General features: G+C 75.1%; 17 protein-coding genes and 1 pseudogene. 5 read left to right on the forward strand and 13 right to left on the reverse strand.

Annotated features, from left to right (window positions below; genetic code table 11):
• Window positions 1-3: 3 nt before the first annotated feature.
• Both ACQPYN_RS17985 and ACQPYN_RS17990 read right to left on the reverse strand, forming a co-directional pair.
• Window positions 4-699, reverse strand: a complete 696-nt coding sequence (locus ACQPYN_RS17985; protein WP_433025538.1) for a DUF742 domain-containing protein — start codon at window positions 697-699, stop codon at window positions 4-6.
• Between the two features lie 392 nt (window positions 700-1,091).
• Window positions 1,092-1,325, reverse strand: coding sequence for an RNA-binding S4 domain-containing protein (locus ACQPYN_RS17990; RefSeq protein WP_433025540.1), 234 nt, complete (start codon window positions 1,323-1,325; stop codon window positions 1,092-1,094).
• 53 nt (window positions 1,326-1,378) lie between these two features.
• On the opposite strand from ACQPYN_RS17990, the gene ACQPYN_RS17995 reads away from it, so the two are divergent.
• Window positions 1,379-2,122: a sulfite exporter TauE/SafE family protein gene (locus tag ACQPYN_RS17995; protein WP_433025543.1), complete on the forward strand. Its 744-nt coding sequence runs from the start codon at window positions 1,379-1,381 to the stop codon at window positions 2,120-2,122.
• A 3-nt stretch (window positions 2,123-2,125) separates the two neighbouring features.
• Here ACQPYN_RS17995 and ACQPYN_RS18000 read toward each other — a convergent pair whose 3' ends face one another.
• The 4 genes and pseudogenes from ACQPYN_RS18000 to ACQPYN_RS18015 all read right to left on the reverse strand — a co-directional run bounded on the left by ACQPYN_RS18000 (window position 2,126) and on the right by ACQPYN_RS18015 (window position 4,479).
• Window positions 2,126-2,860 (reverse strand): SDR family NAD(P)-dependent oxidoreductase, encoded by a 735-nt coding sequence (locus ACQPYN_RS18000; protein ID WP_433025546.1) that lies wholly within the window; start codon window positions 2,858-2,860, stop codon window positions 2,126-2,128.
• On the reverse strand, window positions 2,857-3,315 hold the full coding sequence (locus tag ACQPYN_RS18005; protein ID WP_433025549.1) for a GatB/YqeY domain-containing protein: 459 nt from the start codon (window positions 3,313-3,315) through the stop codon (window positions 2,857-2,859). Before ACQPYN_RS18005 ends, ACQPYN_RS18000 begins: the two co-directional genes overlap by 4 nt.
• A 27-nt stretch (window positions 3,316-3,342) precedes the next feature.
• Window positions 3,343-4,073: pseudogene (locus ACQPYN_RS18010) on the reverse strand (SDR family oxidoreductase).
• A gap of 19 nt (window positions 4,074-4,092) precedes the next feature.
• Window positions 4,093-4,479 carry a VOC family protein gene (locus tag ACQPYN_RS18015; RefSeq protein ID WP_433025552.1) on the reverse strand — a complete coding sequence of 129 codons (387 nt, stop codon included), beginning with the start codon at window positions 4,477-4,479 and terminating at the stop codon, window positions 4,093-4,095.
• 85 nt (window positions 4,480-4,564) lie between these two features.
• Here ACQPYN_RS18015 and ACQPYN_RS18020 point away from each other — a divergent pair, with 85 nt between their 5' ends.
• The 3 genes from ACQPYN_RS18020 (at window position 4,565) to ACQPYN_RS18030 (ending at window position 5,893) form a co-directional block, all read left to right on the forward strand.
• Entirely contained in the window at window positions 4,565-4,774 is a 210-nt protein-coding gene (locus tag ACQPYN_RS18020; protein ID WP_433025555.1) for a sigma factor, read from the forward strand.
• Between the two features lie 94 nt (window positions 4,775-4,868).
• Window positions 4,869-5,132, forward strand: coding sequence for an RNA polymerase sigma factor (locus ACQPYN_RS18025; RefSeq protein ID WP_433025558.1), 264 nt, complete (start codon window positions 4,869-4,871; stop codon window positions 5,130-5,132).
• The gene (locus ACQPYN_RS18030; RefSeq protein ID WP_433025561.1) at window positions 5,129-5,893 is read left to right on the forward strand and encodes a methylated-DNA--[protein]-cysteine S-methyltransferase; all 765 of its coding nucleotides are present in this window, start codon (window positions 5,129-5,131) and stop codon (window positions 5,891-5,893) included. The genes ACQPYN_RS18025 and ACQPYN_RS18030 overlap by 4 nt, the downstream gene beginning before the upstream one ends.
• 101 nt (window positions 5,894-5,994) lie before the next feature.
• Here ACQPYN_RS18030 and ACQPYN_RS18035 read toward each other — a convergent pair whose 3' ends face one another.
• The 4 genes from ACQPYN_RS18035 to ACQPYN_RS18050 all read right to left on the reverse strand — a co-directional run bounded on the left by ACQPYN_RS18035 (window position 5,995) and on the right by ACQPYN_RS18050 (window position 8,690).
• A complete protein-coding gene (locus ACQPYN_RS18035; protein ID WP_433025564.1) occupies window positions 5,995-6,840 on the reverse strand; it encodes a mycofactocin-coupled SDR family oxidoreductase in 846 nt (281 codons plus the stop codon).
• A 43-nt stretch (window positions 6,841-6,883) separates the two neighbouring features.
• Window positions 6,884-7,687, reverse strand: coding sequence for a DUF1684 domain-containing protein (locus ACQPYN_RS18040; RefSeq protein WP_433025566.1), 804 nt, complete (start codon window positions 7,685-7,687; stop codon window positions 6,884-6,886).
• Window positions 7,684-8,199: a peptide-methionine (S)-S-oxide reductase MsrA gene (gene msrA, locus ACQPYN_RS18045; protein WP_433025569.1), complete on the reverse strand. Its 516-nt coding sequence runs from the start codon at window positions 8,197-8,199 to the stop codon at window positions 7,684-7,686. Before msrA ends, ACQPYN_RS18040 begins: the two co-directional genes overlap by 4 nt.
• Window positions 8,200-8,261: 62 nt before the next feature.
• Window positions 8,262-8,690, reverse strand: coding sequence for a helix-turn-helix domain-containing protein (locus tag ACQPYN_RS18050; protein ID WP_433025572.1), 429 nt, complete (start codon window positions 8,688-8,690; stop codon window positions 8,262-8,264).
• 145 nt (window positions 8,691-8,835) lie between these two features.
• Between ACQPYN_RS18050 and ACQPYN_RS18055 the strand changes: the two genes are divergently transcribed.
• Window positions 8,836-9,303 (forward strand): SRPBCC family protein, encoded by a 468-nt coding sequence (locus ACQPYN_RS18055; RefSeq protein WP_433025575.1) that lies wholly within the window; start codon window positions 8,836-8,838, stop codon window positions 9,301-9,303.
• A 13-nt stretch (window positions 9,304-9,316) separates the two neighbouring features.
• Here ACQPYN_RS18055 and ACQPYN_RS18060 read toward each other — a convergent pair whose 3' ends face one another.
• From ACQPYN_RS18060 to ACQPYN_RS18070, 3 genes are read right to left on the reverse strand one after another with little or no spacing between them, the layout of a single operon-like run.
• Window positions 9,317-9,811, reverse strand: coding sequence for a 2'-5' RNA ligase family protein (locus ACQPYN_RS18060; RefSeq protein ID WP_433025578.1), 495 nt, complete (start codon window positions 9,809-9,811; stop codon window positions 9,317-9,319).
• Between the two features lie 41 nt (window positions 9,812-9,852).
• Window positions 9,853-10,530: a GNAT family N-acetyltransferase gene (locus ACQPYN_RS18065; protein ID WP_433025581.1), complete on the reverse strand. Its 678-nt coding sequence runs from the start codon at window positions 10,528-10,530 to the stop codon at window positions 9,853-9,855.
• A 16-nt stretch (window positions 10,531-10,546) separates the two neighbouring features.
• The gene (locus ACQPYN_RS18070) at window positions 10,547-10,789 is read right to left on the reverse strand and encodes a hypothetical protein (RefSeq protein ID WP_433025584.1); all 243 of its coding nucleotides are present in this window, start codon (window positions 10,787-10,789) and stop codon (window positions 10,547-10,549) included.
• Between the last annotated feature and the right edge of the window lie 2 nt (window positions 10,790-10,791).

The raw sequence follows: 10,791 nt of genomic DNA on the forward strand, positions 1-10,791 counted from the left end.
GTTCTACAACCTGTGCAGCCCCTCCAGCACGCGCGCCATGATGTCGCGGGACGGGGCGCCGGAGGCGGCGACGGCCCGCGGGTGCACGAGCAGCAGGCCCGCGCCCGCCATGTCGTCGATGATCACACGGGCGACGCCGAGCGGCACCGAGAGCAGGGCGGCGACCTCGGCGACCGAGCGCGGGTCGCCGACCACGTCGCCGAGCGCGACGTGCTCGGGGTCCTCCAGCGGCGGGCGTGGCGACGGGATGGACACGAGGGTCTCGACGGCCAGGTCGGCGCGCGCCTTCGTGCGCCCGCCGGTACGGACGTACGGACGGACGCGGGTGCGCGTGCTCTCCGGCGGCGGGGTCGCGGTGATGAACAGCGGCAGGGTCGGCGCGTCGTCGGCGTCGGGCTGCGGCGACACCGCCGAACGGCGCAGCGGCGGCGCGGCCTGGGCGGGCACCACCGCGTCCTCGGCCGCCTCGCGCTCGGCCGCCCGGCGGGCGCGGCGGCCCTGCGAGCCGAACCGGGCCCCGGTGCGTCCGAGGGTGGTGTCCTCGGGGGTCTCCTCGGGCGCCTCCTGGACGGGGACGGGCTCCGAGACCGGGCCCCGGTCCTCGGGGTCGTCCTGGACGATCCCGCGCGGGAAACGGGCGCCGGTGCGACCGACGCGCGCGCGACGGCGCGGCCGCTCGGTGCCGTCGCCCTCGCTCACTCTCCGCTCCTCTCGGTGGACCCGATCGGCGTATCCCACCGGCCGAGCCGCCTCGCGCGGCGGCCGGGATGGTGACCATGACGCGAGGGCGGGAGCCACGATAGAGCAGGTCTCACCTCCGATCACACGGTCTGCCGGGACCGCCCGCGAGCGGTGACCGAACGTGATGTCACCGTCACACGGTGACGGCAGGATCACGACCGCAGGACGACCCGATGTCAACCGGATCGGCCGCCGTGTCCAGCGACGACGGTGTCGGGCGGGGGCGCTAAGCTACTGCTCAGCCCCACCTTGACCTCTCTCCGTGGGGCTGTTCCCACCGAGACTCGGGGTCGCCGTCGTTCCACCCGGTTCGCCGGGACGTCGACCCCGAGTCTCGTTGTTTGTACTCATCAACCGTCCGAGTGACGCACCCGGATCCGCTCCCCCGCGAGGGCCACGACATCCCCGGGCGCGATCTGCCGGCCACGCCGGGTCTCGCTCCGGCCGTTGACCGTCACCTCGCCGGCCTCCAGCACCTCCCGCGCCGCCGCGCCGTGCTCGACGAGACCGGCGAGCTTCAGGAGCTGACCGAGGCGGATTCCCTCGTCGCGGATGTCGACGTCACGGACGGGCGGGCGCTCCACACCCCGAGAGTGTGCCGGGCGGCGTGTGCCTCCCGGTGGTGGGATGGCGCGCGATGGACGTCGTGCTGCTGGTGGTCGCCGGCCTGGGTGCCGGGCTCACCGGGTCGATGGCCGGGCTCGCGTCGCTGTTCTCCTACCCGGCGCTGCTGGCGATCGGCCTCTCCCCGGTGGCGGCCAACCAGACCAACACCATCGCCCTCGCGGTCAGCAGCGTCGGCTCGATGCTCGGCTCCCGCCCCGAGCTGCGGGGCCAGGCGCCCCGCGTCCTGCGCCTGCTGCCGCTGACGATCCTGGGCGGGGCCATCGGCGCCGGCCTCGTGCTCGTGACGCCGTCCGACGCCTTCGCCCTCATCGTGCCGTTCCTCGTCGCCGGCGCGTCGCTCGTGCTGCTCTGGCCCCCGCGGATCGACGCGGCCCCGGTGGCGACGCGCGGCGGGCGCGCCGCGACCGTCGTCGGTGTCGTCGCCGTGGGCGTCTACAGCGGCTACTTCGGCGCCGCCGCGGGCGTCGTGATGATGGCCCTGCTCGTGCGCGCCCTCGCCGACTCGCTCGTGCGCGTCAACGCGGTGAAGAACGTGCTGCTCGGCGCGTCCAACGCCGTCGCCGCGATCGCCTTCGCGGTGGTCGGCGAGGTCGCCTGGTCGGCGGCGCTGCCGTTGACCTGCGGGTTGCTCGTCGGCAACTACTGCGGCCCCGCCATCGCCCGCCGCCTCCCGCCGACGGTGCTGCGCATCGGCATCGCCGTCGCGGGGCTGATCCTGGCCGGGGTGCTGCTGCAGCGGGCCCTGACGACCTGAGCGCTACAGCGTCTGGCCCCCGTCCACGACGATCGTCTGGCCCGTGATCGCGCGGCTCGTGACGACCCCCAGGACCGCGGCGGCGACGTCCTCGGGCGTGGTCTCCCGGTCGAGCAGGGCCGAGGCGGCGAGCGCGCGGCCCCGGTCCTCGTCGCCCGCCCACCAGCGGGTCAGCACGAGGCCCGGGGACACCTCGTTGACCCGCACGGGCGCGAGCGCGTGGGCCAGCGAGCGCGTCAGCCCGTGCAGGGCGGACTTGCTCACCGCGTAGGGCAGCGACGACCCCTTGCCGGTGAGCCCGGCGATCGAGCCGATGTTGACGACGCAGCCGTCGTCGGCGGCGCGCAGGTCGTCGACCGCGGCGCGGGCGCAGTACCAGGGCGCCATGAGGTTGACCGCGAGCATCTGCTGCCAGACGTCGTCGGTGGCGCCGTCGAGGTCGTCGAGGGGCATCGGGACCGTCGCGCCGGCGTTGTTCACCAGCACCCCGATCGGCCCCAGCTGCTCGCGGGCCGCGGCGACCATCGCCCGGACGGCCGCGTCGTCGGTGACGTCGGCCGGCACGGCGACCGCCCGGCCGCCGTCGGCGGTGATCTCGTCGACGACCGACCCGGCGTCGGCGGCGGAGCGACGGTACGAGATCGCGACGGGGTGGCCCGCCCGGTGCAGCGCGAGGCTGCAGGCCCGGCCGATGCCGGTGCCGCCGCCGGTGACGAGCGCGGTGCCCAACGGCGTCACGAGCCGCTCAGCTGGCGCTTCACCTCGCCGGACACGCGCCGGCCGTCCGCCTGCCCGGCCACCTTCGGCTGGACGACCTTCATCACCGCGCCCATCTGCTTCGGACCCTCGGCGCCGGTCTCCGCGATGGCCGCCGCGACGATCGCCGTGAGGTCGTCGTCGGAGAGCTGGGCGGGCAGGTAGTCGGCCAGCACGAGCTGCTCGGCGCGCTCCCGCTCGGCGAGCTCCGTGCGGCCCGCGCCGTCGAACGCCTCGGCGGACTCGCGGCGCTTCTTCGACTCGCGCCCGAGGACGGTGGTGACCTCCTCGTCGGTGAGCTCGCGGTGCTGCTCGCCCGCGACCTCCTCGGTGTTGATCGCCGACAGCGCCATCCGGATCGTCGAGACCCGGACCTGGTCCCGGGCCTTCATCGCGGTGGTGAGGTCGGTGCGCAGTCGTTCCTTCAGTTCGGACACGCGAACCACCGTAGTCACGTGGGGCAGTCAGGTGAGACGTCGCAGAATCGGCGTCGGCATCACCCGCAGCAGCCGGCCGAGCGCCGCCCACGGCCACGTCGGCACGTACGCGAAGGCGGGCGCGCGCTCGATCGCGACGGCCATGGCTTCGGTGCCGGTCTCCGCGTCGACGGCGAACGGCATCGACATGCCCTCGTTGAGGTCGGTGCGGATGAAGCCGGGCGCGAGCGTCGTGACGCGGATCGGGGTGTCGGCGACGTCGACGCGGATGCCCTCGGCGAGGTGGGAGAGCCCCGCCTTCGTCGCTGCGTACGTCGTCTGGGCGCCCCTCAGACCGCGGTCGGCGGCCACCGAGGACACGACGACGAGGTGTCCGGCGTTCTGGGCGCGGAAGATCTCCATGGCGGCCTCGCACTGCGCCAGGGCGGCGACGAAGTTGGTGCGCGCCGTCGCCAGGTTGGCGTCGAACGTCCCGTCCCGATCGGCGCGCCCTTGCCGAGGCCCGCGTTGACGACCACGCGGTCGAGCCCGCCGAGCTCGTCGCGCATCGCGCGGATCGTCGTGAAGACCGCGTCGTGGTCGTCGACGTCGAGCGCGGCGACGACGATCCGGACCCCGGTGGGCGCGAGCTCATCGCGCAGGGCCTCGAGACGGTCGAGGCGCCGGGCGACGAGCGCGAGGTCGTGTCCGCGCGCGGCGAGCCGGCGGGCCAGGCCCGCGCCCAGCCCCGAGCTCGCTCCGGTGATCAAGGTCCGCATGGGGCGGGAGCCTGTCAGGTCACCGGTGGGCGAGCACGTTCACCACCACGCCCTGGGGCGTGCGCACGAAGAACCGGCGCACGCCCCACGGCTCGTCGGTGAGCGGGTGGACGATCTCGTATCCCGCCGCCACGGCACCGTCGTGGACCGACTGCAGCGCCGCGAGGTCGGCGACCTCCACCGAGACGCGGCTGTCCTCCGGGGCGGTGGCGTCGCGGCTGATGAGCTGCACCTGGGCGGTGCCCGCGCTGTATGGGCCCGCGCTGTGGGGGCCCACGCTGTGGTTGACGATCCAGCCCATGTCCATCGGGGTGTCGAGCCCGAGCAGGCCGGTCCAGAACGGGGCGTCGGCGGCGGGGTCGGCGACGGCGAGGTTGGCGACGATGCGGCGCACGGTCGGGGTCATGCCGGCAGCCTGCCGTCCCGGGGCGTCGACGGCTTGGACGAATCCGACCCGCCACGGATCGCGGGCGTCTGGTGTTCTCCTGGACGTGGCGGACGACGAGCAGCTGCGCACCGCGCTGGTCGAGGACCTCGACGCGGGGTTCGAGGCGGTGGTGCGCGCCCACGGCGACGTGGTGCACGCGGTCGCGCGCCGGACCTCCGACCGCGCGGCCGACGCCGAGGACCTCGCCGCCGAGGCGCTCCTGCGGGCCTACCGCGCCCTGCGCGGCTACCCCCGGAGCGCATCGAGGGCCTGACCCTGCGGCCCTGGCTCCTGACCATCCTGCTCAACACCGCCCGCAACGACCGTCGCGACGCCGCCCGCCGGCCCCGGACCGACGGCGTCGCCCCGTGCCCGACCGCGCGAGCGCGGCCCCCGGACCGGCCGAGCGCGCCGAGACCGGCGACCTCGGCGACCGGCTGGCCGGGCTGCTCGCCGAGCTGCCGGTCGCGCAGCGCACCGCGGTGGTGCTGCGCCACGTCGTCGACCTGCCCGTCGCCGAGGTGGCCGCCGTCCTCGCCTGCAGCGAGGGCACCGCCCGCTCGCACGCCGCCCGTGGGCTCGCGGCGCTCCGGATCCGCCTGACCGCCGACACCACCGAGGAGACGGCATGACCGACGCCCCGACCGCAGAGGCCCCCGACCCCCTGCTGGCCTCCCTGCGCGACCTCGCCGAGCCGGCGCCCGCGACCCTGACCGACCGCGTGGTCGACGGCTGGGTGCGCGCGCCGAGCCCGCTCGGCGAGGTGTACGCCGTCGCCGGTGCCGGCGGCGTGCGCCTCGTCCGGACCGCCGCGTACGCGGGCGACCTGGAGGTCTTCCTCGAGGACTACCGGACGCGCCACGGCCGCCCGGTGCGCCCGGCGACGCGCCCGCCCCGGGGCCTGCTGCCCGCCCTGCGCGGGACCGGCGGGCCGCCGGAGCTCGACCTCACCGACGTCGGCGACTTCGCGCGCAAGGTCCTCGCCGCCACGGCGCGCATCCCGGCAGGCCAGATCCGTCCCTACGGCTGGGTGGCCCGCGAGGCCGGGCACCCGACGGCCGTGCGGGCGGTCGGCACGGCGCTCGCCCGCAACCCGGTCCCGCTGCTCATCCCCTGCCACCGCGTGGTGCGCGGCGACGGCGGCCTCGGGCAGTACCTCTCCGGGGCCGGGGACAAGGCGACGCTGCTGGCCGGCGAGGGCCTGGACCTCGACCGGGTCGCCGACCTCGCCGCCGCGGGCACCCGCCTGATCGGCAGTGACACCACCGGCGTCGTCTGCTTCCCGTCGTGCCACCACGCGCGCCGGATCACCGACGCCCACCGCCACGGGTTCGCGAACCTTGACCGGGCCCGCGCCGCCGGCTACCGCCCCTGCCGCGACTGCCGCCCCTGACCCACGACCCGTGAGTGAAGTTCCCGGCTATAGCCGGGAACTTCGCTCACATGGGCCGGCTCTCCGTCACAGCACATCAGCAGCAGCAGATCCTCGGTGGCTCACCGGACGGTGAACCCCGCGTCGACGGGGAGCGCGACGCCGGTGACGTAGCGGGCCTCGTCGGAGATCAGCCAGGACACTGCCGCGGTGATGTCGCCGGGCTCGAGGAGCCCGACGGGCAGCAGGTTGCCGACGTCGGGCACCTGGCCTGTTCCCGAGCCGGCCGGCGGGTCGGTGAACAGGGCGGCGACGGCGTCGTTGAGCACCATCGTCGTCGCGACGCCCGAGGGGTGCACCGAGTTGACGCGGATCGAGTGCGGCGCGAGCCAGTGCGCCCAGCCGCGCACGAGCCCGACCAGCGCGTGCTTGCTCGCGATGTAGCCGTCCATCTGGCCGCTGCCGTCGCCGCCGCGCCCGGACAGGCCCATCGACGAGCTCGTGACGACGACCGCGCCGCCGCGCCCCTGCGCGATCATGATCGGCGCGGCGGCCTGCACGGTGTTCCAGACGCCGACGGTGTTGACGTCGAGCTGGTCGCGGAACGCCTGCGCGGCGCTGACATGCGGCGACGCCATCCCGATCCCGGCGTTCGCGAGGACGACGTCCACGCCGCCGAGCTCCTCGACCCCGGCCGTGACGGCCTTGCCGAGGGCGTCGGCGTCACGGACGTCGGCGACGTGGGCGCTCACCCGCCCGCCGCGCTCACGGATGCCCGCGACGGTCTCGTCGAGGTCCTCGCGGGTGGCCATCGGGTAGGCGACGCCGTCGAGCGGCGCGCAGATGTCGACGGCGATCACATCGGCGCCCTCGGAGGCGAGCCGCAGCGCGTGGCTGCGACCCTGCCCCCGGGCGGCGCCGGTGATGAGCACGACCTTGCCCGCCTGACGCCCGGTGCGTTCGGTCATGGTCCCACCGTAGCACCGGGTGGTTGCAAAAATGAACCAGTCGTCAGGCCGGGGTCTTCTCCCCCGCCTCCACGGGCACCGTGACGACGTTGCCCGCCGGCGGCAGCGGGCAGGTCGCGAACGCGCTGAACGCGCACGGCAGGTTGATCGTGCGGTTCAGGTCGATCCGCACGGTGCCGTCGGCGGCCGGCTCGTCGGTGCTCAGGGTGCGCCCGCCGCCGTAGGTCGAGTGCCCGGACGTCCCGTCGCGGAAGTGGAGCTTGAGCTCCCCCGCCTGCCCGGCCAGCGCGACGAGCTCCTGCTCGGCGCCACCGACCGTGAGGCGCACGGTGCCGACGGCCGTCGGGTGGAAGCCCAGGCCGTCGATCACCGTGTCGACGTCGATGCGCTGCGGCGTGTCCCAGGGCTCGAACCGCCCGGTGACCACCCACGACGCGTCGACGGGGAACGCCGGCACCCCGGAGAACCGCTGGAGGGTCGGCGCCTGCGGATCGCGGACCCGCAGCGCGACGTGCTCCTCGCGACGGATCACCTCGACCCGGCGCTCGCCCACGGTCACGAGCACACCGGGCTTGCCGTCGACGGGCTCGACGCGGGCCGTGCCGTCCACCACGGCGCCGTCGACGACGACGCCGTCCGCGGCCTCGGCCGTGATGTCGGCACCGCCGTCACGGGCCCGCCAGGTGCCCGGCAGGTCCTGGTACGAGCGGGGCTCGCCCACCAGCCAGTGCAGCCCCGTGAGGCTCAGCCACCCGTGCGGAGCGCGCAGGACGTCCTCGCGCTCCGCGTGCCAGGCGGCCCAGTCGCCGGCGAGGTCCGTGTCCGCGGCGCCGACCGTCGCCGTCACGCCGAGGTCGTCTCACGGCGCGGCAGCACCCAGCCGGGACGGACGAAGTGGCAGGTGTAGCCCCAGGGCTGCTTCTGCAGGTAGTCCTGGTGCTCCGGCTCGGCCTCCCAGAAGGCACCGGCCGGCTCCACCTCGGTGACGACCTTGCCGGGCCACAGGCCCGACGCGTCGACGTCGGCGATGGTGTCGCGCGCGACGCGCTCCTGCTCGGGGTTCGTGTAGTAGATGGCCGAGCGGTAGCTGCGGCCCCTGTCGTTGCCCTGGCGGTCCCGGGTCGACGGGTCGTGGATCTGGAAGAAGAACTCCAGGATCTCGCGGTAGGAGATCACCTCGTCGTCGAACACGACCTCGACGGCCTCGGCGTGGTCGCCGTGGCGGCGGTAGGTCGCGTTCGGGGTGTTCTCGTCCCCCGAGTAGCCGACCCGGGTGGACAGGATGCCCGGGCGCTTGCGCAGGAGCTCCTGCGCGCCCCAGAAACATCCACCGGCCAGGATGGCGGTCTGTGTGGCCACTGATGGACCTCCTCGGTCTCGGCGTGCTCTCGCTGGAACGCACGCCGGCCGGGCGGTGTTCCTCACCTGTCCGGGCTGACCACCGAGCGGAAGCGGACGGGCGCCTCGAGCAGCTCGTACGGGCCGTGCTCGCCCTCGCCGTCGAGCGCCAGGACGTCGCCGGCGCGCAGCGTGTGGCGGGCGTCCCCGTGGCCGTAGACCAGGGCGCCCTCGAGGACGTAGAGCACGAGACCCCCGGCGTGGCGTTCCGGGGCCTCGTCCAGCAGGGCGGACACCGGCACCGCGAGCGCGTCGGCCAGCCGCGCGAGGGTGGACAGGCTGCACGACGTCCGGCGGTGCTCGATCTTCGACAACATCGCCTTGGAGATCCCCGCCCGGGCGGCGAGGGCGCCGTTGGACAGGCCGAGCGCCTCGCGGCGGCGACGGACCTGGGCGGCGACCGTGTCCTCGGGGCTCGGTCCGGGCACGGCGTCGGCGAGCGCGTCGGTCATGTCCTCCCGCCCCCGGCCCGATCCCTCCGGTCCGTCACCCCACAGCGTCGCCGGACGGGACGTGTCGTGGGTTACGGCGGCGTTTCCGCTCGTCCCCCGACGGGTCGGCCGCGATCGGATGACCGGGGGTGACATGCTCCGCACCGTGAGCGAGCAGCGCATCGAGGTCCCCCGCTGGATCGAGGCCGAGCCGGCGACGATCTTCGACGTCCTGCGCGACCCGCACGGACACGTCGCCATCGACAGCTCGGGCATGCTCATGCAGGCCACGGGCGAGCCGGTGGAGGCCGTCGGCGACCGCTTCACCGTCCACATGGACCGCGAGGCGCTCGGCGACCGCCCCCTCGGGCGCTACGACGTCGACGTCGTCATCACCGTCTACGAGCCCGACCACGAGATCGCCTGGACGATCGAGGGGCAGGCGCGCCCGTACATCGGGCACGTCTACGGCTACCGCCTCGAGCCCGTCGAGGACGGCACCCGGGTCGTCTCGTACTACGACTGGTCGGCCATCCACCCCGAGTGGGCCGAGCGCGACATCTTCCCGGTGATCTCGGAGCAGGCGCTCAAGGCGACGCTGGGCATCCTCGCCCGCACCGTCCAGAAGCGCTGACGGTCCGTCGGGGTCAGCCCCGCAGGAGGACCTCGGCGCCGACGTCCCAGGTCTCGGTGCGCGCCATGAGCTGCACGCGGTCGATCCGGACCGTCAGCGGCAGCTGCGGGGCGAGCGCCTCCTCGGCGGCCCGCAGCGCCGCCATGGGGGCGGCGCGGCGCAGGCCGACGGTCAGGTGCGGGACGAGCTCGCGCTCCTCGGGAGCCGGGCCGGGGACGTGACGGCGGATCCGGTCGGCGATCTCCCGGAACGGCGCCACCGGGTCCGGCGCGAGCCACAGCACCCGCGCCCCGAACCACCGCAGCGCCCCGAAGGTGCAGGGGAACGGCGCCACCGGGGCCACCGCCGCGCGCAGGGCGTCGACGGTCGCGGACGTGACGTCGGCCGGCTCGACGAAGGGGTACACGAGGGTGAGGTGCGCGCCGAGGCCCCGCCGGGCCGTCGGGTCGAGCTCGTCGCGGTACGGCCCGACCAGCGCGTCCGCCCCGGGCACGAGGGCGGCGACCATGGTGCGACGGGCGTGGGGACCGAGCGGCACGGCCTCGCGACTCAGGGGTCCAGCGGCGCGAACCCGCCGAACGCGCGCCGCCAGCGGTGCGCGTCGTCGCACTGCCACCAACCGCCGACGGGGTCGTCGTCGGCGACCACCCAGTACATGTCGAGACCGCACGCGGGACAGAACATGCGTGACTGTAGGCCCGCCGCCGGACGGGTCCGCAAGTCGTGCGCGAACCACCGCATCGACGCGCGGGGACCCGCGAGCTCCTGGGCCGGCCGGAACCCGCTGCGCTCGGCCACGCGCAGCGAGGCGGCGTTGTCGGCGTCGATGCGCAGGACGGCCAGGGTGGCGGTGGTCCGCGCCGCCAGGAACGCGCACATCAGCGCGACGGCCCTCGACCCGAACCCGCGGCCCCGGAAGGGCGGGAAGACGCTGTAGGACAGGTTCGCCGCGCCCGCCGGGAGCTCGGGCTGCACGAGCTGGACCTCGGCCGTCCCGGCCAGGGCGCCGGTCGCGGCGTCCCGGACACCCCAGGCGAGCTTCGTCCCGCCCCGGTACCAGTCGCCGCGCCAGTCCTCGGCGCGCTCGCGGATGTGCCGCTGGGCCGACGCCGGGGTCGCCGGGCCACCCGCCAGCCGCCGGACGATGGCGTCGTCCTCGCCGGCCACGAGCGCCGCGGCGTCGCCGGCGGTCATCACCGCCAGGGTGATCACGCCGTCGGTCAGCATGCGGGCCTCGTGGCGCCTACCCGGCCCGCTCCTCGGTGTAGTCCCGGTCCCGCGTGTAGCGGGGGACGCCGTCCCGGTTCTCCCCGGCGTGGGTGTAGACGAGGACCGTGACGCGGTAGATCTCCGTGCCGTCCGGTTCGGTGCGGACGAGCTCCCGCGACCCGACGATCTCGACCTCGGCCGGCGGTCCGCCGTCCGGTCCGGGCGGGCGCTCGACCCCGCCGTCGTAGCGACCCGGGCCGGCGATCACCAGATGCATGC

This window comes from Actinomycetospora sp. CA-053990 (assembly GCF_050948445.1).
Taxonomy (GTDB): Bacteria; Actinomycetota; Actinomycetes; order Mycobacteriales; family Pseudonocardiaceae; genus Actinomycetospora; species Actinomycetospora callitridis.

What these genes read in the sequence shown, in the direction of transcription:
- ACQPYN_RS17995 (WP_433025543.1), top strand. Translation starts at nt 1,379, where the DNA reads ATGGACGTCGTGCTGCTGGTGGTCGCCGGCCTGGGTGCCGGGCTCACC.
- ACQPYN_RS18015 (WP_433025552.1), bottom strand. Translation starts at nt 4,479, where the DNA reads ATGACCCCGACCGTGCGCCGCATCGTCGCCAACCTCGCCGTCGCCGAC.
- ACQPYN_RS18030 (WP_433025561.1), top strand. Translation starts at nt 5,129, where the DNA reads ATGACCGACGCCCCGACCGCAGAGGCCCCCGACCCCCTGCTGGCCTCC.
- ACQPYN_RS18035 (WP_433025564.1), bottom strand. Translation starts at nt 6,840, where the DNA reads ATGACCGAACGCACCGGGCGTCAGGCGGGCAAGGTCGTGCTCATCACC.
- ACQPYN_RS18050 (WP_433025572.1), bottom strand. Translation starts at nt 8,690, where the DNA reads ATGACCGACGCGCTCGCCGACGCCGTGCCCGGACCGAGCCCCGAGGAC.
- ACQPYN_RS18060 (WP_433025578.1), bottom strand. Translation starts at nt 9,811, where the DNA reads ATGGTCGCCGCCCTCGTGCCCGGGGCGGACGCGCTGGTCGGGCCGTAC.
- ACQPYN_RS18065 (WP_433025581.1), bottom strand. Translation starts at nt 10,530, where the DNA reads ATGCTGACCGACGGCGTGATCACCCTGGCGGTGATGACCGCCGGCGAC.
- ACQPYN_RS18070 (WP_433025584.1), bottom strand. Translation starts at nt 10,789, where the DNA reads ATGCATCTGGTGATCGCCGGCCCGGGTCGCTACGACGGCGGGGTCGAG.